Annotated in this window: 17 protein-coding genes; 11 read left to right on the top strand and 6 right to left on the bottom strand. The window is 66.0% G+C overall.

The features are described 5' to 3' along the window. Positions 1-981: 981 nt before the first annotated feature. Positions 982-3,276, top strand: a complete 2,295-nt coding sequence (locus RYM47_RS06600; RefSeq protein ID WP_315386739.1) for a TonB-dependent receptor — start codon at positions 982-984, stop codon at positions 3,274-3,276. 240 nt (positions 3,277-3,516) lie between these two features. Here RYM47_RS06600 and phbB read toward each other — a convergent pair whose 3' ends face one another. The 3 genes from phbB to RYM47_RS06585 are packed head-to-tail and all read right to left on the bottom strand — an operon-like array spanning position 3,517 to position 6,826. After that, on the bottom strand, positions 3,517-4,257 hold the full coding sequence (phbB, locus tag RYM47_RS06595) for an acetoacetyl-CoA reductase (RefSeq protein WP_315386738.1): 741 nt from the start codon (positions 4,255-4,257) through the stop codon (positions 3,517-3,519). 16 nt (positions 4,258-4,273) lie between these two features. Further along, positions 4,274-5,599, bottom strand: coding sequence for a CitMHS family transporter (locus RYM47_RS06590; RefSeq protein WP_315386875.1), 1,326 nt, complete (start codon positions 5,597-5,599; stop codon positions 4,274-4,276). Positions 5,600-5,626: 27 nt separating this feature from the next. Further along, positions 5,627-6,826 carry a porin gene (locus RYM47_RS06585; RefSeq protein WP_315386874.1) on the bottom strand — a complete coding sequence of 400 codons (1,200 nt, stop codon included), beginning with the start codon at positions 6,824-6,826 and terminating at the stop codon, positions 5,627-5,629. A 168-nt stretch (positions 6,827-6,994) separates the two neighbouring features. Between RYM47_RS06585 and RYM47_RS06580 the strand changes: the two genes are divergently transcribed. The 6 genes from RYM47_RS06580 to RYM47_RS06555 all read left to right on the top strand — a co-directional run bounded on the left by RYM47_RS06580 (position 6,995) and on the right by RYM47_RS06555 (position 12,386). Beyond that, the gene (locus RYM47_RS06580; RefSeq protein WP_102945101.1) at positions 6,995-7,684 is read left to right on the top strand and encodes a response regulator transcription factor; all 690 of its coding nucleotides are present in this window, start codon (positions 6,995-6,997) and stop codon (positions 7,682-7,684) included. Further along, entirely contained in the window at positions 7,671-9,056 is a 1,386-nt protein-coding gene (locus RYM47_RS06575) for a sensor histidine kinase (RefSeq protein WP_315386737.1), read from the top strand. The genes RYM47_RS06580 and RYM47_RS06575 overlap by 14 nt, the downstream gene beginning before the upstream one ends. 38 nt (positions 9,057-9,094) lie before the next feature. Continuing rightward, positions 9,095-10,132 (top strand): ABC transporter substrate-binding protein, encoded by a 1,038-nt coding sequence (locus tag RYM47_RS06570; protein ID WP_315386873.1) that lies wholly within the window; start codon positions 9,095-9,097, stop codon positions 10,130-10,132. Positions 10,133-10,216: 84 nt separating this feature from the next. Beyond that, the gene (locus RYM47_RS06565; protein WP_311182766.1) at positions 10,217-10,870 is read left to right on the top strand and encodes a response regulator transcription factor; all 654 of its coding nucleotides are present in this window, start codon (positions 10,217-10,219) and stop codon (positions 10,868-10,870) included. 250 nt (positions 10,871-11,120) lie between these two features. After that, positions 11,121-11,648 (top strand): hypothetical protein, encoded by a 528-nt coding sequence (locus RYM47_RS06560; protein WP_315386736.1) that lies wholly within the window; start codon positions 11,121-11,123, stop codon positions 11,646-11,648. Positions 11,649-12,059: 411 nt separating this feature from the next. Then, positions 12,060-12,386: a hypothetical protein gene (locus tag RYM47_RS06555; protein WP_315386735.1), complete on the top strand. Its 327-nt coding sequence runs from the start codon at positions 12,060-12,062 to the stop codon at positions 12,384-12,386. 178 nt (positions 12,387-12,564) lie between these two features. On the opposite strand, the gene RYM47_RS06550 is transcribed toward RYM47_RS06555, so the two are convergent. Together RYM47_RS06550 and RYM47_RS06545 are read right to left on the bottom strand one after the other, a co-directional pair. Further along, complete coding sequence (locus tag RYM47_RS06550) at positions 12,565-15,213, bottom strand: PAS-domain containing protein (RefSeq protein WP_315386734.1); 2,649 nt, start codon at positions 15,211-15,213, stop codon at positions 12,565-12,567. A 56-nt stretch (positions 15,214-15,269) separates the two neighbouring features. Next, positions 15,270-16,436, bottom strand: coding sequence for a porin (locus tag RYM47_RS06545; RefSeq protein ID WP_315386733.1), 1,167 nt, complete (start codon positions 16,434-16,436; stop codon positions 15,270-15,272). 260 nt (positions 16,437-16,696) lie between these two features. Here RYM47_RS06545 and RYM47_RS06540 point away from each other — a divergent pair, with 260 nt between their 5' ends. Both RYM47_RS06540 and RYM47_RS06535 read left to right on the top strand, forming a co-directional pair. Continuing rightward, positions 16,697-18,052 (top strand): dicarboxylate/amino acid:cation symporter, encoded by a 1,356-nt coding sequence (locus RYM47_RS06540; protein WP_315386732.1) that lies wholly within the window; start codon positions 16,697-16,699, stop codon positions 18,050-18,052. Between the two features lie 229 nt (positions 18,053-18,281). Then, positions 18,282-20,570: an NADP-dependent malic enzyme gene (locus tag RYM47_RS06535; protein ID WP_315386731.1), complete on the top strand. Its 2,289-nt coding sequence runs from the start codon at positions 18,282-18,284 to the stop codon at positions 20,568-20,570. A 461-nt stretch (positions 20,571-21,031) separates the two neighbouring features. On the opposite strand, the gene RYM47_RS06530 is transcribed toward RYM47_RS06535, so the two are convergent. Further along, the gene (locus tag RYM47_RS06530) at positions 21,032-24,361 is read right to left on the bottom strand and encodes a GH92 family glycosyl hydrolase (RefSeq protein WP_315386872.1); all 3,330 of its coding nucleotides are present in this window, start codon (positions 24,359-24,361) and stop codon (positions 21,032-21,034) included. A gap of 325 nt (positions 24,362-24,686) precedes the next feature. On the opposite strand from RYM47_RS06530, the gene RYM47_RS06525 reads away from it, so the two are divergent. Continuing rightward, positions 24,687-24,884 (top strand): zinc-finger domain-containing protein, encoded by a 198-nt coding sequence (locus RYM47_RS06525; RefSeq protein ID WP_315386730.1) that lies wholly within the window; start codon positions 24,687-24,689, stop codon positions 24,882-24,884. Positions 24,885-24,898: 14 nt separating this feature from the next. Continuing rightward, entirely contained in the window at positions 24,899-26,011 is a 1,113-nt protein-coding gene (locus RYM47_RS06520; RefSeq protein ID WP_315386729.1) for a glycosyltransferase, read from the top strand. Positions 26,012-26,013: the final 2 nt, after the last annotated feature.

Genomic DNA, 26,013 nt, shown 5'->3' with positions numbered 1-26,013 from the left:
AGTGTCCGCTTCTGGCCGAAAGCGGACGAGCGCGGGAGGAGCGGGATGATGTCTAGCGCGCCGGATCAGCCAACGCGCGGTGAGCATGGCCGCGCGCAGCGACAGGGGCCAGCTTGGCGGCGCTGTTTAGCAACGTCCGAAATTGAGTCGTGCCGGACTGACACTCCGGCATGACTGATGAGGAAGGGTGGCCCCCGATCAAGATCGGCTTCTGGCCACACTCAACACACACTCCCGAGGTGTTCCATCGACCTGTACAACCAGCGATGTCTGACCATTCTCCGCTCGATAAAGTAGTCTGTTGCCCCCCTTTTGGCCGGCAGGTGCGTGCGGGTTGGGTGGGGCAAAGAACGCCTTCATCCCGTACTTTTTCCGAAGGCCGGAAAGCGGATAGCAACTGGTTTGCGCCAATTGGACATAGAGGAAGTTTGTCCCGGCCGTCAGGTAAGGGGCAATCCTGAACTCCACAAACTCTATTTCAATCCCGTCACTGCTCAATATTGGAGCGGATCGAAATGCAATGTTCGCAGAGTCGCTACGGCCCTCCTGCTGGAACTGCGACGCACCTATTCCAGCGAATAGCGAGAACCCAACGGGGAACGGCTCTTCCACAATCCTCTGTATAAGCACATCCATCCGCTGACTGCTCCTGTGCGAGTGGGTCTCTGCCGCAGATCCGGACAGAGGCAACATCACCATTGCCGCAAGCAGGAGCAAGCTACGCAGGTCGTTTCCATCTTTGATCATCATTTACGTCCGTTATAACCCTGATTGAGGATGTTAGCGAGGATGGTTGGTGTGCCACCAATTCTCATCCCTTATCCACATTGCCAGCCTCCACGGCCAACGGTTCGCCATTCCATGATCAAGGTCGCACTTTGGATTACCCGAGTCGGAACGTAAGAATCCCTTAATCTTCCCCTAGCACCATGGCGACGCACCTGCACCATGCAGGCCATCTCCATCTTGCAACGGACCCCCATGCTCAACCGACCCCTGACGATCGCCGTAGCGATCGCGCTGTGCGCTGCCAATGCAAATGCTGCCGACGTAGATGCCTCGCTCAGCGCCGACTCGGCCGCTACCGCCCGCACCTTGGACGCCGTTTCTGTCATCGGCCAGGGCGAAACCCGCCAGGTGCAGCGCATCACCATCGCTGACAAGCAGGTGTTGCCGCCCGGTACCAGTGCACAGAAGATCCTCGACCGCCTGCCCGGCGTGTCGGTGCAGTCGAATGACGCCTTCGGCGCCAACGAGGAGTCCCAGACCATCAGCCTGCGCGGCTTCGACAAGAGCCGCCTGGGATACACGCTGGATGGCCTGCCGCTGGGCGACAACAGCTACGGAAACTACAACGGCCTGAGCATCGCGCGTGCGCTGATCGCCGAAAACCTGGCCGGCGCCGAGCTCTCGCAGGGCATCGGCTCGCTGGGCGTCGCCTCCACCAGCAACCTGGGCGGCACCATTCAGTACTTCTCGCAGGACCCGTCCACCGAGTTCGGCGGCCGTGCCAGCGTCACCTTGGGTGACGACAACCAGCGCCGTGGCTACCTGCGCGTCGACACCGGCGACCTCAACGGCTTCTCGGGGTATGTCTCCGGCGTGCACCAGGACGCTGACATGTGGGCCGAGCCGAACCAGAACCAGACCACTCGCCAGTTCAACGCCAAGGCGGTGTGGCAGGTTGGCGACCACCGTTTTGGCGCCTTCGCGGCCACCTCGCGGGTCAGCCAGGCCAACTACGCCTATCTGTCCAAGAGCATGCTGGAGCGCGGCCTCGGTTGGGACTGGAACATCTACGCACCGGACTGGGACCGCGCACTGGCTGCCGCATACTGCGCGCCGGCGACCTACAACGCGCAGCGCTGCGCCTTCAGCGGCGGCGTCAACAGCATCGACGATGCCTACTACCAGAGCCGCGCCTTGCGCGACGACAACCTGTACTCGCTCGATGCCGACTTCGCACTGGGCGACACGGCCCGCCTGAAGCTGCTCGGGTACCACCATGAGAACCGCGGCCAGGGTCACTGGTGGGCGCCGGGCCAGCCGTCCAACCCGGGCACGCCGCAGGCGCTGCCGATCTCCATCCGCAGCACCAACTACACCATCAACCGGCAGGGCATCACCGCCGCGCTGAGCTGGCAGTGGGGTCTGCATGAGCTGGAAGCAGGGCTGTGGTATGAGCGCAACGACCACAACGTGGAGCGCAACTTTTACTACATCACCGGCCCGTTCCTGGACGATGGGTACCTGAACTACCCGAACCGCCGCCTGTTCGACCAGGACTACGACATCCGCACGCGCCAGTTCTACGTACAGGACCGCATGCGCTTCATGGATGACCGTCTGACCGTGGATGTGGGCATCAAGAGCCCGAATACCCGCATGACGGCGGTCTCAAAGCCGGGCACCGAAGCCAACTATGCCTCGGGCACGCTCACTGCGAAGGAATCGGTGCTGCCGCAGGCAGGTATCGGTTTCAAGCTTAGCGAGCGCAATGAGGTGTTCGCCTCTTATGCGGAGAACATCGCCGCGTTCGTCGGCGGCGGCAGTGGCGGCCCGCTGCAGGTCTCGCCGGAATCCTTCGCCGCCAGTGTGGACGACCTGGAGCCGGAGAAGTCGCGCACCCTGGAAGCAGGCTTCCGTACGTTCGGTGAGAAATACCAGGCGTCCATTGCGGCTTACCACGTGATGTTCGACAACCGCCTGCTGTCACTCAACCCGTGCACGAGCATTGAGGTAGGCACGCGGCCAGAGTGCATCACGCGCTTCATCAACGTCGGTTCGGTGAAGAGCCAGGGTGCGGAGCTGACCTTCATCCTGAAGCCGGTCGAGGGGCTCCAGTGGTACAACGCGGTGTCGTGGAACAAGACCACCTATAAGGATGATTACATCTCGGGTGGCGTGGTGGTGCCGGTGGCCGGGAAGATCACTGTGGATACGCCGCAGCAGATGGTGTCCAGCGAGATCAGCTGGAACCGGGACGGCTTCTTCGCCAGCCTGCGGGGGAAGTACACCGGCAAGCGGTATTACACGTATACCAACGACCAGTCGGTGCCGGGTGTGACCACGTTTGACGCGGGCATGGGGTATTCGTTCGGGCCGGGGATGGGGCTGCGGGATGTCAAGGTGGCGCTCAATGCCACCAACCTGACCAACAAGCGATATGCGGGGCAATTGAGTTCGTTCGCGCCGACCGACCCGAATGGCACCCGGTACGCGATCCACGCCAGCGCGCCGCGACAGTTGTTCATGACCTTAAGCGCGGAATTCTGATGACGCCAATGGGCACGTAACAACGGGTACCCACGTAACCCGCTTCAAATCCCAATGGGCCCGTAACAACTCGTAGAGACACGCCATGCGTGTCCACCGCGCGCAGCGCGGCCCAAGCATCCGAAGACGCGGCACCGCCGGTTGGGACAATCCAACCGGCGTTTAGCCCGTCCGAAGACGCCCATCAGGCGTTCATGTCGCCTGAACGAAGCGCGGACACGCATGGCGTGTCCCTACGCTTCAGAACATGTGCAGCCCACCGTTCACGGCATAGTCCGCCCCGGTCACATACGCGGCGTCATCCGATGCCAGCCACGCGCACAGGCTCGCCACCTCTTCAGGCTTGCCCAACCGCCGGATCGGCACCGATCCAGCCAAGCGGTCCAGCACATCCGGCGGGAAGCTGCTGATCGATTGGCTGGCGATATACCCGGGCGAGATGGTGTTAACGGTCACCCCACGCGTGGCCACTTCATTGGCCAGCGCCCGGCTGAAGCCATGCATCGCCGCTTTCGCAGTAGCAAAGTTCACCTGGCCGATCTGGCCCTTGTGCGCGCTCACCGAACCGATGTTCACGATCCGGCCCCAGCCGCGCGAGGCCATGCCATCAATCACCTGCTTGGTGATGTTGAACAGCGCATGCAGGTTCGAGCCCATCACCGCATTCCAGTCATCCTGGCTCATCTGCCGGAACAGCACATCGCGGCTGCCACCGGCATTGTTGACCAGCACGTCGATCTCACCGACTTCGGCCTTCACCTTGGCGAAGGCGGCCACCGTGGACTGCCAGTCGGCCGCGTTGCCTTCCGAGGCGATGAAGTCGAAGCCCAGCTCGCGCTGTTCGCGCAGCCAGCCGGCCATGCGTGGCGAGTTCGGCGCGCAGCCGGCAACCACCGTGTGGCCGCTGCGGGAAAGCTTCTGGCAGATGGCGGTACCCACGCTGCCCATGCCACTGGTGACGTATGCAATGCGAAGAGTCATTTCAATAGCTCCAGGATCAGGCCGCGAAGGGATACAGCGCACACAGCAGGCTGCCGAACATCAGCACCAGCGAGACCATCACCGCCCACTTCAACGTGAACTTCTGGTGGTCGGCGAACTCAACCTTTGCCAAGCCAACCAGCAGGTAGGTCGAAGGCACCAGCGGGCTGAGCAGATGCACCGGCTGGCCGGCCAGCGAGGCGCGCGCCATTTCCACCGGGGTGATGCCGTAGTTGCCGGCGGCCTCGGACAGGATCGGCAGCACGCCGAAGTAGAAGGCGTCGTTGGACATGAAGAACGTGAATGGCATCGAGGCCAGCGCGGTGATCACCGCCAGGTACGGGCCCCACGCATCCGGAATGACTGCCAGGAAGCTGTGCGACATCGCCTCCACCATGCCGGTGTTGTTGAGGATGCCGGTGAAGATGCCCGCCGCGAAGATCAGCGACACCACTGACAGCACGTTGCCGGCGTGGTTGACCACGCGGCGGCGCTGCTCGGCCAGGTTCGGGTAGTTGATCACCAGCGCGATCGCGAAGCCGACCATGAACAGCACCGGCATCGGCAGCACGCCCATCACCAGCGCGGTCATCAGCGCCAGGGTCAGGGCCAGGTTCACCCACAGCAGCTTCGGACGCTTGGTGTCTTCGGCATCTTCCACGGTCGGCAGCGAACCGTCATCGGACACGCTCGAATCCATCCAGCTGCCACCGCTCGGCAGCTTCACCACGCCGAGGCGGCGGCGTTCCTTCAGACCCAGATACCAGGCCAGCAGCAGCACCGAAGCACACGCCAGCACCATCGCCGGGATCAGCGGCACGAACACATCGGCCGGGTCCACGTGCAGCGCGGTGGCCGCGCGCGCGGTCGGCCCGCCCCACGGGGTGAGGTTCATTACGCCGCCGGCCAGGATGGTCACGCAGGTCATGTTCAACGCGTTCATGCCCAGGCGCTGGTACAGCGGCAGCATGGCGGACACGGTGATCATGTAGGTGGTGGAGCCATCGCCATCCAGCGAGATCAGCATCGCCAGCGCGGCCGTGCCCAGCACGATCTTCATCGGGTCGCCCTTGACCAGGCGCAGGATGATGCGCACCAGCGGGTCGAACAGGCCGGCGTCGATCATCACGCCGAAGTACAGGATGGCGAACATCAGCATCACGCCGGTGGGCGCGATCTTCTTGATGCCGTCCAGCATCATCTGGTCGATGCCCGCCCCGAACCCGCCCAGCAGCGCGAACAGGATGGGAATGGTGATCAGCGCGACCAGCGGCGACAGTCGTTTGCTCATGATCAAATACATGAACGTAATGACCATGCCAAAACCGAGGATGCTCAGCATCATCTGCGGGTTTCCTTGCAAGGGGGGTTAGAAATCGAACTGCAGGCGGCCGGTGACCGCACGGGTGTGGTCCACGGTGGCTGCGGCCAGGTGGTCGCGGTTGCGGCTGTCGATCAGGTTCAGCATGAAGCGCAGGTTCGGGCGCATGTACCAGTTGCCGCCCAGCGTCCACGCCTCGGTGCGTGCGTCGATCAGGTCCGGCTGGCCGAACAGGTACTGCTCGCCGCGCATCTGGTCATAGCGCAGCGCCAGCTCGAACGCGCCGGCCTTGTGCCGGATGTCCTTGATGCGCGCGAACCGCCCGGTCTTGCGGTCGTAGCCGCGCGACTCGCCGGTCACGAACCAGCTCACCATCCCGTAGCCGGCAACCACGGTGCCGCGTTGGCTGCCGTCATCGAAGGTGGCGCCACTGAACTCGCCCTGCCAGCTGAGCGGGCCTTGCACCTGCGCGTACTCCAGCGACCACTTGTTCACGTCGGTGTCGCGGCCGGACGAGAAGTCGATCAGGGTCAGGCGGCTGTTGTCGGAGAGGTGCCCGGCCGGGCGCGGGCGTATCCGCAGGGCCGGCACGCCGTTGGCGCCGGGCGTGTCGTAGCGCTCGTGGGCCAGCGAAAGGCCCAGGTGCAGCACGTCGCCCGCCGTGGCGCCGGGCGCCCAGGTGGCGCGGCCACCCGCGGCACGGCCCTTCACCTGCCACGCGTCGATGCTTTCCAGGCTGTAGGCGCTGGCCGCCCAGGTCATGTCGCCCTTGGCGGCCTGCCAGGACGCGCCCAGCCGGTACAGCGGCGCCAGCGTGGTGCCGGCGTTGCCGCGCTCCAGGAAGCTGCCGTAGTTGGAGCCGGTGCGGTCGTCCAGCGAGAAGAACTGCTTGAACTGGCCAATGCTGAGCTTGCCGCCGCTGAAGTCGCGGCTGACGTAGACGTCCTTGGCTTCCACCTGGTCGCCGGAGAAGTCCGCTTCCAGCTTGTAGTCCACCACGAAGAACTTGCCGGAGACGTCCAGCCAGGCGCGGCGGATCTCGGTGTCGTCCTTGTTCGGGGTGCCTCGTGAATCGTTGTCGAAGTCGGCGAAATCCAGGTGCAGGCGGCCGCCAAGGGTGGCGGTGACCGGGCGGTCTTCGCCGGTGTCGTCGGCCGCCCAGACCGGGGTTGCGGCCAACAGCAGGGTGCAGGCGGCCAGCCCGCGGCAGCGCAGGAGTTGGTGGTGCATGAACCCTCCCAGGTACATGGCGTGGGAGGGCAGGGCACCAGTGCCGCGCATTCCCGCAGGTTGTCGATGGCGCAGCCTAGATCGGGGAAGCTGTCATCCACCTGTCGGCGCCTGTTGCAGCGCAGCGCAACCCACGAAACACGCCGCTCGCGCTAGGATTCCCGCACCGTTCCCCATTCCTGCCCCATGCGCATCCTGCTGGTCGAAGACAACCCGGACCTGGCCGACGCCATCGTTCGCCGCATGCGCCGCAGCGGCCACGCGGTGGATTGGCAGAGCGACGGCCTGGCCGCCGCCAGCGTGCTGCGCTACCAGAGTTTCGACCTGGTGGTGCTGGACATCGGCCTGCCCAAGCTTGATGGCCTGCGCGTGCTGGCCGGCATGCGCGAGCGCGGCGACGCCACGCCGGTGCTGATGCTCACCGCGCGCGACGGCATTGAAGACCGCGTGCAGGCGCTGGACGTGGGCGCGGATGATTACCTGGGGAAGCCGTTCGACTTCCGCGAATTCGAAGCCCGCTGCCGCGTGCTGCTGCGGCGCACGCGCGGGCAGGCCAGCGAAGTGGTGCAGATTGGCGGCTTCCAGTTCGACAACGCTTCGCACCGGGTAAGCCTTGATGGGCAGCCGATTGAACTGCCCAACCGTGAGTACCGCCTTCTGGAAATCCTGATGGGCCGGTTGGGCCATGTAGTGGGCAAGGATGAGATCGGCAACGGCCTGTTCGGCTTCGACGACGAGGCCGGTCCTAATGCCATCGAGCTTTACGTCGGCCGCCTGCGGAAGAAGCTGGCTGATGCGCCGCTGCGCATCGTGACCGTGCGCGGCAGCGGCTACCTGCTCGAAGCCATCGACGGCGCGCCTGATGCCCAAGGCTGACACCCGCGCGCCCAGCTCGCTGCGGCGCACGCTCACCCTGTACCTGGGTGTGCTGCTGGCAGTGTTTGCAGTGGCGTTGTTGTTCGCCGCGCGCGACTACGGCCAGCGTGCCGCCAATCGTTCCTACGACCATCTGCTGGTTTCTTCCGCGCTGTCCATCATCGATTCGGTGGCGCTGGTGGACGCGCAGTGGCAGGTGGATCTGCCGTATGCCTCGCTCGATCTGCTCGCGATGGCGTCGGATGACCGGGTGTTCTACCGCGTGTATGACGCGCGTGGCCGCACCGTTACCGGGTACCCAGACCTGCCGCCACCGCCGCGCACGCCCACCGACGAACCCCAGTTGTTCGACGCGCAGTACAGCGGGGAAACCGTTCGGTTCGTGGTGGTGTCGCGGCGTGTTTCCTCGCCCTCGGCCCAGGCTGAAGTGCGGGTGCAGGTTGGCCAGACACGCTTGGCGCGTGAAGCGGTGGCGCAGGAGATCGTCAACCGCGCGTTGATCGCCATCGTCGTGCTCTCGCTGCTGTCGCTGGCACTGGTGGCCTTCGGCGTACATCGTGCATTCCGCCCACTGGTGAAGGTGGAGCGCGAACTCTCTCGCCGCGAGCCGTCCGACCTGAGCCCGTTGGACGCCCGCGTACCGCGCGAAATGGACCAGATGGTCGCCGCCTTGAACCGCTTCATGGCGCGCCTGTCCACCAGCAATGAAACCCTGCGCGCCTTCATGGCCGAGGCCGCCCACCAGATGCGCACCCCGTTGGCCGCGCTGCGTGCACAGGCGCAGCTCGCACTGGACGACGAAGACCCCGAAGACATGCACCGCAGCCTGGTCGCCATCGACCGCAACGCCACCCACATGAGCCGCCTGCTCAACCAGCTGCTCAGCGACGCCAGCGTCATCCACCGTTCCAACCTGCAGCGCTTCGCCCCGGTGGACATGGTGGAAACCGTGCATCAGGCCCTGCATGAAGCCCTGCCACAGGCGCTGCCGACCCCGCGCGTGCAACTGGCGGTGGGCGTGGCGTCCAGCCGTGTGCAGGGCGATGCGCTGCTGCTGCGCGAAGCGATCAAGAACCTGATCGACAACGCCATCAAGTACGGCGGCGATGGCCCGCTGCAGGTGGCGCTCACGGAAGAAGCGCAGCACTGCGTCATCACCATTGCCGACCATGGCCCGGGTATTCCGCCCGGCGACGCCGAGCGCGTGTTCGAGCGCTTTGCTCGCGGCGAAGAAGCCCCGGCCGGCGGGGCAGGGCTCGGCCTGGCGATCGTCAAGCGCGTGGTGGACAGCCACGGCGGCCATATCGACCTGAGTAACCGCCCCGGTGGCGGGCTGGTCGCCACGATTCGTTTGCCGAGGCTGCACGCATGATGCGCACTACCCTCATTCCTGGCGCGTTTGCGCGGGTGATGCTCCCGTTGGGCATGGCGCTGCTGCTCATCAGTGGCCATGCGTGGGCTGCACCCGGAGACATCCAGCGCTTCCCGGCCAACGGCACCGCCACGTCGGAACTGCGCATCCACGGTTCGACAGACATCGAAGTCTTCAGCACCGTCATCGCCGATTACCAACGCCTGTACCCGGGTACCGAGATCGTCTACGAAGACGTCATCACCCAGGACATGTACGCCCAGTACCTGCGCGAGAAGAACCGCCCGGACGGCCCGGACATGCTGATCAGCAGCGGCATGGACCTGCAGGCCAAGCTTGTCAACGACGGCTACGCCCTCTCGCACCGTTCGCCGCAGACTGAAGCGCTGCCTTCGTGGGCACAGTGGCGGCATGAAGCCTTCGGCATCAGCTACGAACCGGTGGCGATGGTCTACAACACCCGTACCCTGCCAGCCGCCCGCGTCCCACGCACCCGCAGTCAGCTGCTTGAACTGTTGCGCGCCCCGGACGCCCCGCTGGCAGGCAAGGTGGGAACTTACGACGTAGAGCGCAGCAGCGTGGGCTACCTGCTCGCCACGCAGGACGGTCAGCGCGGCAGCATGGCGGGTGCGCTGCTTGGGGCACTCGGCGACAACCAGGTGCAGCTGGAGGAGCGCACCGGCGTTCTGCTGGACAAGGTAAGCAGCGGCCAGCTCTCGCTGGTCTACAACGTGCTGGGCTCGTACGCGCAGGCGCGCATTGATGCCGGTGCCCCGCTCGGCATCGTCGAACCGGAGGACTACACGCTGGTGGTGCTGCGCACCGCTGTGATCCCGCGCACGGCCCACAACGCCACCGAAGCACGGCGCTTCCTCGATTACCTGCTCTCACCACGTGGCCAGCAGGTGCTCTCGCGCGAAGCCAGGCTGATGTCGATCATCCCCGACCAGCGCAGCCCGACGCCCGGTCGTAGCTACCGCCCGATCCTGCTGGGCCCGGGGTTGCTGGTCTATCTGGATGGTCTGAAGCGGCGGCAGTTCCTGGACGCCTGGAAGGGCAGCACGCAGCCCCGCTGAAACTCCACGCGCAACACCCCGGTAGATCCACGCGCTGCGTGGATGCTCTTCGCGCCAACCCAAAGCGCCCCCTACAATGCCCCCATGAGCGAAATCACCATCCTCGTGGCCGACGACCACCCGCTACTCCGCGCCGCCGTGGTCCACTCCCTGCGGCAGGCCCTCCCGGCCGTCCAGGTCATCGAGGTCGCCAGCGCCCAGGCTTTAGAGGCTGCCCTCAATCAGCACCCGGAAATTGAACTGGTCCTCCTCGACCTCACCATGCCCGGCGCCCGGGGCTTCTCCTCACTCCTGCACGTACGCGGCTCGCACCCGGACATCCCGGTGGTCATCGTCTCCTCCAACGACCACCCCCGCGTCATCCGCCGCGCCCAGCAGTTCGGCGCCGCTGGCTTCATCCCAAAATCCGCCCCGGCAGAAACCATCGGCCAGGCCGTAGCCGCCGTCCTCGACGGCAGCCTCTGGTTCCCCGCCATGGCCGCAGAGCGCTCCGAATCCGACGCCCTGCTCGCAGCCCGCCTCGCCCAGCTCACGCCGCAGCAGTTCCGCGTCCTGCTCTCCCTCGCAGACGGCCTGCTCAACAAGCAGATCGCCTACGAACTGGGCCTGGCCGAAAACACCGTAAAGGTGCACGTAACGGCCATCCTCAAAAAGCTCGAATGCCACAGCCGCACCCAGGCCGCCGTGCTGGTAAAGGCGCTGGAACCGGAAGGCGACGCAGGCGCAGACCTGACGTAGAGCGCAGCTGTATTCTGCGGTTAGTTGCGTCGTCACACCCTTGGTAGAGCCGGCCTCTGCCCGGCCACTTCCGGCGCCGGTAGCCCCGACAACGGCCCCGGAATCGGCACCGGTGGGGTAGCACCGGTAGGGTCGCACCCCAGTCGACCGCCGACCCTGCACCCCGCCGCGATAGGGCATGATCCAAACCGAAGACAGGCTTCTCTGTCTGCGATCAAACAAAGCCGCAACGACCTCAAGGAAGAGCCCCATGCCGCTAACCGGCGAACAGATCTTCGTAAAATGCCTCCGGACCGCCCTGCTGGCTGGTACGGTCTACATCCTGTTCGCCCTGGGCGAGCTAATGCTCACCATGACCTGCAACCAGGAACAGTACCCAGGCGCTTTCCTCTGGCCATGGCTGCTCTCCCTGCTGGTCCTGGCGATCTACTCGAAGTTCGATTTCATGCGGACAGGGCTGTTCAAAGCCAACGTGATTGCCGTTCGCGTGGCAGCAGCCGTCCTGCTGTCAACCGAGCTGGTCGTAATCGCACACCTAAGCACCCAGCTCTCAACATGCCAAGGCGCCGATGACGGCATGATCGTGGCCCCGGGCTTCTTTCTGCTGGTCTATACGGCGATAGCGCTGTCACTGTTGTTCGGAGATGCCTGGCTGGGCGTAATTCGCAACATCATCCGCCTTGGCAAAAGGCCATTCGATCTATCGTCGGCGGATGACGAAGACCCGGTAGAAGTAATTCGCAACGCTTCGCGGCGCGGGAGAAGGCGCAAGCGTTGACGGGCAAGCGCTCTTCTTCTGTATGGGTGGAGCGCGGGTTCGCTACTCCACGTGGGTGAAAAATGTGCTGTCGTCCGTTGAAGGCGACTTGAACTCTTGAGGGCGTTCGACCTTCGAAGCATTGCCACGCGTTACGTCGATTGAGTGTCGATCACGACGTTCAGTAGTGCGTGCCTATCGAAACCTCAATATCATTCCAAACAAGCAATTTCACTTTGCGTACGGCGTGGCGCATGGTGTTGCCTCGGAGCCTGAACACTCCTCGAAAACAACAGTGTGGACGTCCCATGTCGGGAGGGTGGCGGAATACAACACCTTCGCGGGAATACGTCATGCCGTGTGTTTTCGAGCGGTTTCAGCCTCCCGACTCCCTCGCCATTCCGGCGAGGGGGACTTCCACGGAGGTGGCAAATGCGTCGTTCGAATTCCGAAGTTCCCTCAACCGAGCAACCCCAGACCCGCATCGGCATGTATGTGCCGGATACGCTGCGAATTGGATCGCTTAGTCATCCAGGCGGTGTGCCAATGCCCGACGGTGGGCGCATTCCGTGCCTGATGTTGCGTGGCATGTGGATGGAGCGGTTTGAGCTGCCGGTGGGCGGGAAGGTGATCGTGGAGGTGGAGCCGAAGCGGATCACGTTGACGTTGGATGAAACGCCGATTCCGGTGCCGTACCGGTATCGGGATCATGTGCCGAAGAGGCAGCGTCGGGCGACGGATGCCGATGGGCAGGCGTGATCGGTAGGGTCGCATCCCAATCGACCGCCGACGATGGTTGTGCGATCGATAGGGCATGACCTGCGGCGGAGAGGCGCGTTTTTGATTTTAGGTCATGCCTTCGTCGCACGTATCACCGTTACGTGCAGTCGACTGGGGTGCGACCCTACCAATGCAGTGCCACGGTTGCTTTGATCCCTTATGCCCTGTGCCGCACCAGCAACTGCGTCATCAACGCCCGCAAGGCCGGCGGGCGGACAGGCTTGGACAGGAAGCCCCAACCGTTTTCCGCTGCATGTGCCTTCAGCGCGTCGTCGCGTTCGGCGGTGACCAGGATCACCGGCGGGCGCGCCTGCCACAGTTCGCACAGTTGTTCGTACAGGTCCGGCCCGTGCCACTGGCCCATGCGTACGTCCAGCAGCAACAGCTGCGGCACGTTGAAGGTAGAGGCGATTTCCAGCGCAGCCTGCGGGCCGTCCGCCAGTTCCACCACACAACCCCAGCGTTCCAGTAGCGCGCGGGTGGCGGCGCACACGCGCGGGTCGTCGTCGATGCTCCATACCCGGCACTGGCGCAGCGGGCTGTCATCGCCAGCGTCGACCGGGGCCACGGCCGCGGGTGCTGGCGCAGGAATCGCCGCCGCATCGCCCAGCGCCACGGTTACCGCGAACACGCTGCCCTGACCCAAGGTAGAGCGCAGGCTGATGCGGTGGCCGAGCAGGCGGCCGATGCGCTCCACAATCGCCAACCCCAGCCCAGCGCCGCGCTCCTGATCCACGCCATCGTCGAGCCGGCGGAACTCTTCGAAGATCTCACCCTGCAGGCTCTCTGGAATGCCCGGACCCTGGTCGTGCACTTCAATCCGCAGCTGGTCGCCCACGCGCCGGCAGCCGATCAATACACGCCCGCGTGGGGTGTAGCGCAGTGCGTTGGAAAGGAAGTTCTGCAGGATGCGGCGCAGCAGCGCTTCATCGCTGATCACCACGGCGCGCGTGTCCACCCAGTCCAGCTGCAGGCCTCGGCTTTGCGCCGCGATGCCGAACTCGCGGGCCAGAGTTTCCAGCAGGGGCGAGAGCGCAAACGCGCGCACATGCGTCTGCAGCGTGCCCGATTCCAGCCGGGAGATATCCAGCAGGCTGTTGAGGATGGAATCCTGCGCGGCCAGAGCGGCGTCCACATGCTCGCTCAGCTCGCGCGCGTCGCCACTTAACTTGCCGCGCAGCACCGAAACAAACATGCGTGCAGCATTCAACGGCTGCAGCAGGTCATGCACGGCCGAGGCCACGAAGCGGCTCTTGTAGCGGTTGGCCCGTTCGGCTTCACGGCGCGCTTCGTCCAGGTCGCGGGTGCGTTCGGCCACGCGGTGTTCCAGCGCGTCGGCCAGCGAGCGCAGTTCGCGTGCGGTGTTCTTGTAGGCGGTGATGTCGGCGTAGCTGGTGACGAAGCCGCCATCCGGCAGCGGATTGCCGCGGATCTCCAGCACGGTGCCGTCGTCTTTCTCGCTCTCGCGCATGTGCGGGCGGCCGCTGCGCAGGTGGTTCAGACGACGCTCGATGGCTTCGTCGATCGGCCCTGGGCCGAGCAGGCCGCGGCGGGCGTTGAAGCGGAACGCTTCTTCAATCGGGCGGCCCACCTGGATGAGGTCCGGCGGGAAACGGAACAGTTCCAGGTACCGCACATTCCACGCCACCAACCGTTGCTCGCTGTCGATCACCACCACGCCCTGCGGCAGGTGGGCGAGGCTGCGGGCCAGGCCGCTGTCGGCCTGCTGGGCGGCCTGCAGGATGCCGTCCTGCGCGGTGCGGAGTTCCTGCGCATGCTGCTGCAGCACCGCTTCCAGTTCCAGGCGGCTGCGCTGGCGGTGCGATGCAAGGCGGCGGCGCTGCTGCACGAACAAGGTAAGGAAGCACAGCGCCAGCCAGATACCACCGGCTGCCAGTGCGGTGCTGCGGCCCACGGCGGCGCTGGCGCCGGCGTCGTGCAGCAGGTGCAGCTTCCAGTGCGGGTCGATCAGTACATAGGTCTGCCACAGCACCGGGCGGGGCAGGGAGGGTTGTTCCAGCCGCACCATGCGGCCGCCGTCCTCCAGCAGATTCAACGTGCGCGCACGCAGCGGCTGCAGCGTGCGGTCGGCGTACTGGCGGGTGGCGAGCATTTCGCGGCGCTCGGCCGGCGCCAGCGGGCGCAGCAGGCGGTAGCGCCAGTCATCGTGGTTGGACAGGAACACCACGTCGTGCGCGTCGCTGGCCATCACGATGTCGGGGCTCTGCAGCCATTCCTGCTCAAGCGCGCGCAGTTCGATCTTGATCGCGATCACGCCGAGCACGCTGCCGTCGGTGTCGCGGATCGCCTGCGAGAGGAAGTATCCCGGCACGGCGGTGGTCATGCCGATGCCGTAGAAGCGTCCGCTGCCCTTGGCCATGGCCTGCTGGAAATAGGGCCGGTAGCTGTAGTCTTCGCCCACGTTGGTGGTGGGCTGGTCCCAGTTGCTGGCGGCCACCGCTACGCCATGGCGGTCGATCAGCGTGAGGGTGGAGGCACGGGTTACGTTGTTGGCCTGCTGCAGTTTCAGGTTGAGACGCTGGCGCGCCGCATCATCCAGCGGCTGGCGCAATGCCTGCTGCAGGTCCGGGTCCAGCGCCATCACCTGCGGCAGGGTGCCGAAGCGGTCGATGCGCTGCTGCAGGGTCTGGGCGTAGAGGTCGAGCTGGCGGCGCACCTGCGTGCTTTCGGCCGCAAGGGCGCGCTCTTGCGCGTAACGGCCGGCAACAAGGCCGGCCAGCAGCGTCCCGCCCACCATGACCAGCAGGGTCAGCAGCAGCGGGCGGTAGCGGGAGACGCGATACATGGCGTCAGTTTACGGTGTACCGGCGGGTGCACGTTGCGTGCACCCGCCGCGCGACATCAGAAGTGAACCTGCGCCCGAAGTTCGAAGATTTCCGGCTTGGTCCGCACGCCGCGACGGCTGGCATCAGCCCACACGTAGTTCGCCTGGAACTTGAAGTGGCTGGTCAGGTACCAGTTCGCACCCACGGTCCAGTCGTGCTGGCGGCCACCGAACACGTCGGCGTCGTCCAGGTCGATGCGGCTGTAGCGGGCCAGCAGTTCCACCGCGCCGTAGTTGTGGGCGGGCTTCACGTTGGCCACGGCGCCGGCGTTGTACGGCCGCGATTCGCCGGTGACGATCCAGCTGGCCATGGCGTACTGGCCGTCGCCGGTGTAGTCCGGCTTGCCGTCACGGGTGACGGTGGTGCGCAGCGCTTCGGCCTGCACCGAGAACGGACCACGGATCCAGATACCTTCCACGCCGGTACGGCGGATCTGGTCGGCGGTGACCAGCGCGCCGGAATCGACCAGGCGGATGTCGGTCAGGCCGGCTTCCGGGCGGGCGCGCAGGCGGGCGCTGGCTTCATGGTGCACATCGCGGCCGTCGCTGTAACCGCGCGGGTTTTCCTGCGAATAGGCCAGGCCGAGGTGGATCACGTCGCCGGGTGCCTTCACCGGGGTCCACACGCCGCGCACGGCCTGGGTGGTGCCCGGGTTGTCGCCCTGCAGATCCTTGCCACCGTAGGCGCCGACCTGCATCAGGTAGGCCGGGCGCTCCAGCACCCATTCGGCACCGGTGCGGCGGCCGGCGTAGAACGCCTGCACGGGCAGGGCGGTTTCCACGAAGCTGCCGGCGCGCGAGGAGGTGTTGGCGTCCAGGCCGACCGGGGTCTTCATGTAGCCGAAGCGGAAGCGGCCGACGTCCTTGCCGAACAGCGCCTTGCTCTCGAAGCGGAAGAACACGTCCAGCCAGGTGTCGGACTGGAAGTCGTAATACACCATGGCGTCGTACACGCCCTTCTTCTTCAGGGTGGCGCCGAATTCCTTGCGGCGCACGGCGTCGTCGTCTTCAAAGGCGTTGTTGCCGGAGAAGTCGTTGAGGTCGTAGGCGATATTGCCGGTGGCGGCCAGTTCGGTGCCGTCGCTGAAGGCTACCTTGGTGGGCCAGTTGTCCCAGTCTGCGGCGGACGCAGCGAGTGGGGCGGAAAGGGCGGTCAGTGCAACAAACAGGGGGGTCAGGCGCATGGAGTGGGTCTGGCTTCAAAAAAGTGGGGCAGTACAAGAACGGCCGCGAGCGGGAAAACTGAGGGGCCACAAGGCCCGGAACGACACGGCCACCCGCCGCCGTGGGGGCGCGGTGCCGTTGCAGTGTAGGCACTGGGACTAGCTGAACAGGGGGGCTAGTACCAATAGGTTATCTGCGTGGCGATGCAGCCGGCGTAAAAAGACCACGCCCGATGCCGCCCCCTGCGGCCGGCATCCCCGTGACACTGCCGGAGTTTCCCATGCACATTCCCACCGCTGCCCCCCTGGCAGCCAAGCCGTTGCCGTTCTATCGCCAGCTGTATTTCCAGGTGGTGGTGGCGATCGTGCTGGGCGCCATCCTTGGCCATTACGAGCCGGCCTTCGCCGAATCGCTCAAGCCGCTGGGCGATGGCTTCATCAAGCTGGTGAAGATGATCATCGCCCCGGTGATCTTCCTGACCATCGTCACCGGCATTGCCGGCATGACCCACCTGCGTACCGTGGGCCGGGTGTTTGCCAAGTCGATGGCGTACTTCCTGTTCTTCTCCACCCTGGCGCTGATCGTGGGCATGGTGGTGGCGCACGTGGTGCAGCCGGGTGCGGGCATGAACATCAACCCGGCCGACCTGGACCAGACCGCGGTGCACAGCTACGTGGAGAAATCCCATGAGCTGACCCTGACCGGGTTCGTGATGGACATCATTCCGGCCACGCTGGTCAGTGCGTTCGTGGATGGCAACATCCTGCAGGTGCTGTTCGTGGCGGTGCTGTTCGGTATTTCGCTGGCCCTGGTGGGCGAAAAGGGTCGCCCGGTGCTGACCTTCCTGGAGGCGCTGACCGCCCCGGTGTTCCGCCTGGTGCACATCCTGATGAAGGCCGCGCCGATCGGTGCGTTCGGTGCCATCGCCTTCACCATCGGCAAATACGGGGTGGGCTCGCTGATCAACCTGGCCTGGCTGGTGGGCTCGTTCTACCTCACCGCGTTCCTGTTCGTGGCGGTGATCCTGGGCCTGGTCTGCCGCCTGTGCGGCTTCTCGGTGTTCAAGCTGGCGCGTTACCTCAAGGCCGAACTGCTGCTGGTGCTGGGTACCTCCTCGTCGGAGTCGGCGCTGCCGTCGCTGATGGAGAAGATGGAACGCGCCGGGTGCAGCAAGTCGGTGGTGGGCCTGGTGGTCCCGACCGGCTATTCGTTCAACCTGGACGGAACGAACATCTACATGACCCTGGCCGCGCTGTTCATCGCCCAGGCCACCAACACCGAACTGACCCTGGGCCACCAGATCGCCCTGCTGCTGGTCGCCATGCTCAGCTCCAAGGGTGCCGCTGGCGTTACCGGTGCCGGCTTCATCACCCTGGCCGCGACCCTGGCGGTGGTGCCGGAAGTGCCGGTGGCCGGCATGGCGCTGATCCTGGGCGTGGACCGCTTCATGAGCGAATGCCGCTCGCTGACCAATTTCATCGGCAATGCCGTGGCCACCGTGGTGGTCTCGCGCTGGGAGGGGGCGCTGGACCGCAACCGCCTGCAGCTGGCGCTGGATGGCCGCGAAAGCGAACTGCCGCCGCTGATCGATGCCGTGCCGCTGGCAATGACCGAGGCGCTGCCCGCCAAGGGCTGATCCGGGTGTGTGGTACTGCGGGGCCGGTCACGACAGTGGCACGGCCCCGCAGCGTTTCAAGGCGTCCCACGGCTGTCATCGCCAGCGCCGAAGCTGTGCTCTGGTAACGTCGCATACGCCATGGAATTGTGCGGTCGCAGCATCACTGCGACAGCATAGCGACAGGTCCGACCGCTCCAACGGGGGTATGATCCCCTGTCCCTTCTGCCCATTCATGTAACCCACATCGATGTCCAACGAAGATTTCAAACAGGCCGCCCTCGATTACCACCGGATGTCTCCGCCCGGCAAGATCAAGGTTTCCGCTACCAAGCCCATGCTGACCCAGCGCGACCTGTCGCTGGCGTATTCGCCGGGCGTGGCGTACGCCTGTGAAGCGATCAAGGCCGATCCGCAGCAGGCCAGCGAGCTGACTGCCCGCGGCAACCTGGTGGCGGTGATCTCCAACGGCACCGCGGTGCTGGGCCTGGGCAACATCGGCGCACTGGCCGGCAAGCCGGTGATGGAAGGCAAGGGCGTGCTGTTCCAGAAGTTCGCCGGCATCGATGTGTTCGACATCGAAGTGGACGAGAACGACCCGGACAAGCTGGTCGACATCATCGCCTCGCTGGAGCCGACCTTCGGCGGCATCAACCTGGAAGACATCAAGGCACCGGAGTGCTTCATCGTCGAGCGCAAGCTGCGCGAGCGCATGAAGATCCCGGTGTTCCATGACGACCAGCACGGCACGGCGATCATCGTCGGTGCCGCGGTGCTGAACGCCATGGCGATCACCGGCAAGAAGATCGAAGAAGTGAAGCTGGCGACCACGGGCATGGGCGCGGCCGGCATTTCCTGCGTGAACATGCTGGTGCAGCTGGGTCTGAAGCCGGAGAACATCCTGGCCTTCGACCGCGAGGGCGTGATCCACACCGGCCGTACCGACCTGGACCCGGAAAAGCTGCGCTATGCGCGCAACACCGACAAGCGCACCCTGGCCGAGATCGTCGACGGCGCGGACATCTTCCTGGGCCTGTCGGCACCGGGCATCCTGACCGCCGAGATGGTCAAGACGATGGCGCCGGACCCGGTGATCTTCGCGCTGGCCAACCCGACCCCGGAAATCATGCCGGAACTGGTGCGCGCTGCGCGTCCGGACGCGATCATCGGTACCGGCCGGTCGGATTACCCGAACCAGGTCAACAACGTGCTGTGCTTCCCGTACCTGTTCCGCGGTGCGCTGGACGTCGGCGCGACCGCGATCAACGAGGAAATGAAGATCGCCTGCGTGCGCGCCATCGCCGCGCTGGCCCGTCGTGCGGCCACCGACATGGGCTCGGCCTACGGCGGCGAGACCCCGAGCTTCGGCCGTGAATACCTGATTCCGCGCCCGTTCGACCGCCGCCTGCTGGTGGAGCTGTCGGCCGCCGTGGCCCAGGCCGCGATGGACTCGGGCGTGGCCTCGCGCCCGATCGACGACATGGGCGCCTACCGCGACAAGCTGGCCCAGTTCGTCTACCGCACCAGCCTGATGATGAAGCCGGTCTACGACCGCGCGCGCAGCGACAAGCAGCGCGTGGTGTACGCTGAAGGCGAAGAGGAAGTGGTGCTGCAGGCGGTGCAGAACGTGGTCGACGACGGCCTGGCGCACCCGATCCTGATCGGCCGCCCGGAAGTGATCGAATCGCGCATCGAGCGCCTCGGCCTGCGCCTGAAGATCGGCGAGAACGTTGAAGTCACCAACATCAACGACGACCCGCGCTTCAACGAATACTGGCAGTACTACCACGGCCTGACCGGCCGCCGTGGCGTGACCGTGGCCGCGGCGAAGAACCTGATGCGTTCGCGCCCGACCCTGATCGCGGCGGTGATGGTGGCCCGTGGCGAAGCCGATGCGATGCTGACCGGCATCGTCGGCCGCTTCCACAAGAAGCTGGGCTACGTGCGCAGCGTGCTGCCGCTGGAGCCGAAGGTCACCTCGACCTCGGCGATGACCGGCGTGATCAACCAGCAGGGCGTGTTCTTCTTCGTGGACACCCACGTGCAGGAAGACCCGACCGCCGAGCAGCTGTGCGAAGCGACCCTGCAGGCGGCCTACCGCATGAAGCTGTTCGGCATCGAGCCGAAGGTGGCGCTGCTGTCGCACTCCAACTTCGGCAGCCATGATTCGAAGGACGCGCTGAAGATGCGCCAGGTGCGTGAGCTGCTGCTCAAGCGCAACCCGCGTCTGAACGTGGACGGTGAAATGCAGGGCGACACCGCGTGGGACGAAGCGCTGCGGCAGAAGCTGCTGCCGGGCTCGACCCTGCAGGGCCGCGCCAACCTGTTCGTGCTGCCGAACCTGGAAGCGGCCAACATCGCCTACAACCTGGTGCGCGTGTTCACCGACGGCGTGGCGATCGGTCCGATCCTGATGGGCGTGGCCAAGCCGGCGCACATCCTCACCACCAGCGCGACCTCGCGTCGCGTGCTGAACATGACCGCCATTGCGGCGGTGGATGCGCAAATCAGGAAGACGCTGGAGGCGGAAAAGGCCTAAGGCCTTTTTCGGTTCCAGCGTGGAACGTGCAGCGCACGTTCCTGTTTCGCGCAGCGAAACACTTACGTGGTGGCTACCGACCGCTGGTCGGTAGACCTTGAAGAAGGGATCGGTGCGACGCACCGATCCCTTTTGCATTTGACGTTCTGCCATGTCCCCGCAGCCGCACCGTAACCCGGGTGCAACCTCGCGCTGGCCCAATATGCCCACGCGGCCCGGCTTGGCGGTGGTCTTTGAGACCCTGCCACCCCGGGCCCGACCACTTCCTCCCCCCTGGAATGGCGCCATGCGCATTCGTCCTGCAAAGCGGTACTTCAAGCAGCTGTTCGCGTTGTACGCCGGCCTGGTAGGCGCGCGGTAAACCGGGCATGCCGTGGAGCCGGGCAGAGCCCGGCTCTACGGTGGCCGCCGCGTAGCGACACGCCACGCGTGTCCCAGGCGGTCCCAGCCCGTTCAGCCCATCAAGGCGCCAACAGCTCCACTTCCGCCAACTGCGCCCGCCCGGAACCTTCCACCCGCAACCGGTACTCGGCGTACTGGCCCGGCTTGGCAATCCGGAACGGCCGGGTCTGCTGCGACCACTCGAAGCTCTCACCCGTACGCTGATCCAGGGTGGTCCATGCGCCGCCTGCCTTGCGCGCCTCGAGCGTCCACTTCGCCCCCTTGATCGCCGAATTCCCGCTGGTCAGCGTGTACATGGTCGGCGCACCCTCGGCCACGCCGGTGAACACCACGGTCCCCGCGCCACCAAACGGCACCACCGTACCTGCGTCATCATCGATCAGCGCCGCCAGCTCGCGCCCATTCTCCGCCGTCGCCCGCGCGCCCTTGCCCAACAGGTCATGCAGGATCGCCGGGCGCTCACCCCTTGCGGTGAGCGAGCGCGGCGCATCATCCGGCCCCGTGCCCCACTTGGACGGCGCCGGACCCATCTCGAAGTCCAGCGTCGCGCCCTTGGCGATCACATCGTGCGGCACCCAGGTCCGGGTCCACGGCTTGCCGTTGATCTTCAGCGACTGCACGTAGATGTTGCGGTCCGAATTCTCCGGTGCGTTCACCGTCAGCACCGCGCCACCCTGCAGTTCCACCTTGGCATGCTTGAACGCCGGTGACCCGATCGCATACTCCGGCGAGCCCATGCGCAGCGGGTACAGGCCCAGCGAGGCCAGCACGTACCATGCCGAGGTCTCGCCATTGTCTTCATCGCCCGGGTAGCCCTGGCCGATCTCGCTGCCCACATACAGGCGCGACAGGATCTCGCGCACATGCTGCTGGGTCTTCCACGGCTGCCCCGCGTACAGGTACATCCACGGAATGTGGTGCGAGGGCTGGTTGCTGTGCGCGTACATGCCCATGCGCACGTCGCGCGCTTCGGTCATTTCATGGATGGTGCCGCCGTAGGAACCGGAGAAGGCCGGGTCTGCGGTTTCCGGCGTGCTGAAGAACGTATCCAGCTTCTCGGCCAGTTTGGCGCGGCCGCCGTACAGGCCGGCCAGGCCTTCGCCGTCGTGCGCGGCGGTGAAGGCAAAGGTCCAGCCGTTGGATTCGGTGTAGTCGTGGCCCCACACGCGCGGGTCGTATTTTTTCGCATCCACGCGCCAGCTGCCGTCTTCGTTGCGACCCTGGAAGAAGCCGGCGGCGGGGTCGAACACGGTGCTGTACACACCGGCGCGCGCACGGAAGTACGCCGCTTCGGTGGCGTAACGCTCACGCGCGGCGGCAGTGCCGGCGCGCTTGGCCAGCGCCTCGGCCATGTTGGCGATGCCGAAGTCGTTGAGCGCGCCTTCCATCGTCCAGGACATGCCTTCGTGCACGTCCGCACTGGCGTAGCCTCGGAAGGTGGAGCGGTCCATGCCCTTGCGGCCGACATGGCGATCCGGCGGCACCACCGTGGCGTTCTTCAGTGCGGCCTTGTAGGCCTCGTCCGGGTCGAAGCCGGTGATGCCCTTGAGGTAGGCGTCGGCGAAGGCCACGTCGGAGCTGGTGCCCACCATCAGGTCGGCATAGCCCGGCGAGGACCAGCGCGCCACCCAGCCGCCGGCGCGGTACTGCTCCAGGAAGCCCTGCACCAGCGCGCCGGCGTCGTCCGGAGTAAACAGCGCATACGCCGGCCATGTGGTGCGGAAGGTGTCCCAGAAGCCGTTGTTGACGTACACCTTGCCGTCGCGGATCGGCGCGAAGCTGCGCGAGGCGCTGCCGTCGGTGTTGTTGTCCTCGGCGCTGGCCTGGCTGGCGTAACGCCAGTCCGGTGCCGCAGCGGTGCCTGCATTTTCGAAGCCCGAGTTCGGGTACAGGTACAGGCGGTACAGGCTGGAATACAGCGTGGTTTTCTGGTCGTCGCTGGCCTGGCCGATGTCGAAGCGGGCAAGGCGCTGGTCCCAGGCGTCCTGCGCGCGCGCTGCAACGCTGTCCAGGGTGTCGTCGCTGGACAGCTCCAGCGCCAGGTTGTGGCGGGCCTGCTCCACCGAGATGAGCGAGGTGGCGATGCGCATGTTCACGCGGCGGTCGCTGCCAAGGTCGAACTTGATGTAACCGGTGGGACGGCCGCTGTCGATGCGGCCGCTGCTGCGCCATGGCGTGTCGAAGCTGGCGACCACGTACATGCGGGTGGCGCCGTTGGACAGGCCGCTGCGCACGTCGGTGTAGCCGGACAGGGTCTGCGTGGTCGCGTCCAGGGTCAGCCCGCCCCGCGCATCCACGTTGTCGAACAGCAGGTTGGCGTCGCCGTCCTTCGGGAAGTCGAACTGGAACAGGGCGGCATGGTCGGTCGGCGCAATGGCGGCGGCGATGCCGTTGTCGAAACGCACCGCATAGCGATACGGGCGCGCGCTTTCGTTGTCGCGGTCGAAGGCGAGGGCGCGCTTGGCGCGGTCGGCCTCGGGCACGCCACGGCTGGCCGAGGGCATTACCTGGAACGTCTGGCGGTCGCCCATCCACGGGCTGGGCTGGTGGCTCAGGGCCAGCGCCTGCAGCTGCGGGCGGTTGGCGGCGTTGTTCTGCTCGTTCCAGCGGTACAGCCAGTTCAGCGCGCCGGCGTCGGTGACCGGGGTCCAGAAGTTGAAGCCATGCGGCACCGCCGTGGCGGGGAAGTTGTTGCCGCGCGAGAAGGTGCCATTGGCCTGGGTGCCACGGGTGGTGAGCACCCAGTCGGACGCGCGGGTCGGCACGGTGCGCGGCTGGCTGTCCAGGCGCACGTCGTCGATCCAGCCCGACACCGGGGCGTTTGCCGTGCTGGCCAGGGCCAGCTCCACGCCGACCACGCGGCGACCGCGCAGGGCGGGCACGTCGCCCAGGCGCACTGATTTGTGCGCCCACTGCTGCGGGTACAGGGTCTTGGAGTCGCCTTGGGCCTTGGCGCCGAGCGCGATGCCGTGAATGTCGCGTGCGTCGCTGGCCGAGACGCGGCTGCCGTCGTCCAGCACCAGGTCCAGCGAGACGTAGGTGGAGGCCACGGTGTCGTCCCCGACGATTTCCGGCAGCACCAGCCAGGACAGGGTGGTATCGGCATCGACGGTCACGTCGGTGGCGAACAGCTGGGTGCTCGCGGTGCCGCCGGCGCTGGCGTAGTGCAGGGCATGCAGGCCGCTGTAACCGACCCCCGGCTTGGCCGCGTAAGGCGCCGTCGGGCCTGCGCCGATCTTCACCTGCACGCCGTTCTGGCTGGCCTGCGGGGCCGGTTCACCCGGCTCGAACGAGGTCTGCAGGCCCTGCGCGAAGGCGGGCGAACAGGCCAGGGCAAGCGCGAGCGGAAGCAGGGCGCGGCGGGCAGGACGGGGGTGCGGCAGGGTCATGCAGGGATCTCCCGGGTGGGACAGGCGGCAGGGCAAGCCCGCATCGGCGACCTCGGCAGACAGCAGCGCGCCGGCCGCCCGGGGAGGGCAGTCGAAGCGATGCAGGTCCGGCGGGGGACGGGCCATGCGATCGGGTGTTTGATCGGAACGCGTCCGATCCTGCAACACCCGGCGCGGCTCCGCAAGTGAAATTAGTTCGATCTAAACCCCGGAAAATCGCATTTCGTGGGTTTCGCCCGGAACCCGCGCGCTGGACCGGCGGCGGCGCGCGGTACGCCCCGGGTGCTAGAATCGACGCCCTCGCAATCCCTTTCGTGTCCACGCCATGAGCCATACCGCCACCGCGCCCGCCAATGCTGAAAAGCGTTACACCGTGCACCGCAGCGACCTGCCGCTGAGCTGCCCGACGCCGGAAATGGCGCTGTGGAACTCGCACCCGCGCGTGTACCTGCCGATCGAAGACGAGCCCAGCGGCGAAGCCGCGTGCCCGTACTGCGGTTCGGTCTTCGTGCTGGCCGACTGAGCAGGCACGACCGGATGCGCCGACTGACCGTGGTGCAGCTGCTGCCGGCGCTGCACTCCGGCGGGGTCGAGCGCTCCACCCTGGAAATTGCCGCCGCGCTGGTCGCGGCCGGGCACCGCGCGATCGTGGTGTCGGCCGGTGGCCGGCTGGTGGAACCACTGCTGGCCAGTGGTGCCGAACACCTCACCCTGGACATCGGCCGCAAGTCGCTGTGGACGCTGCGCCACGTGCGCACGCTGCGCAACCTGCTGGCGGAAACCGGCGCGGACATCGTGCATGCACGCTCGCGGCTGCCGGCCTGGCTGGGGTTGTATGCGGTGCGCAACCTGCCTGCCGCTACGCGTCCGCACTGGGTTACCACGGTGCACGGCCTGAATTCGCCCAGCCGCTACAGTGCGGTGATGACCAGTGGCGAGCGGGTGATCTGCGTGTCCGACGCCGTGCGCGAGTTTGTCCGCACTCATTACCCGAGCGTGCCGGCCGAACGCCTGCAGGTGATTCCGCGCGGCGTGGACGTGGCGCAGTTCCCGCGCGTGGGCCGGCAGGACCGTCGCCCACGGCTGGCGGTGGCCGCGCAGCACCCGGCGTTGTCCGGCGATGCGCCGCTGCTGCTGTTGCCTGGCCGTGGCACCCGCCTCAAGGGCCATGGCCACGCGCTGACGCTGCTGGCCGGGCTGCATGCCGCCGGCGTACCGGCCAGGCTGTGGATGCCGGGCACCCGCGAGCCGGGGCGCGAACGCTATGTGGAAGCGCTTGAGGCGCAGGCACGCCAGCTGGGCATCGCCGATGCGTTGCTGATGACGCCGCCCACCTCGCGCATTGCCGAGGCGTATGGCGCCAGCGATCTGGTCCTGCAACTTTCAGACAAACCCGAAGCATTTGGCCGCACCGTGGTCGAAGCGCTGTCGGTGGGCCGACCTGTACTGGGTTGGAACCATGGCGGCGTGGGTGAGCTCCTGCAACAACTCCAGCCATCGGGCGCGGTACCCTTGGGCGACGCCGAGGCCCTGCTGGCGCGTGCGCTGCAGTTGCTGGCGCAGCCGCCGGCGCTGCCTTCGCGTATTCCGTTCACCCTGCAGGCGATGCAACGTGACACGCTCCAGCTCTATTCCTCCCTCGCTGGCTGAGC

Origin of the sequence: uncultured Stenotrophomonas sp., from assembly GCF_963519125.1 — a bacterium.
Classification (GTDB): Bacteria; Pseudomonadota; Gammaproteobacteria; order Xanthomonadales; family Xanthomonadaceae; genus Stenotrophomonas.
Note: the sequence above shows the minus strand (reverse complement) of the source record. Positions and strands in the feature narration are given on the sequence as shown.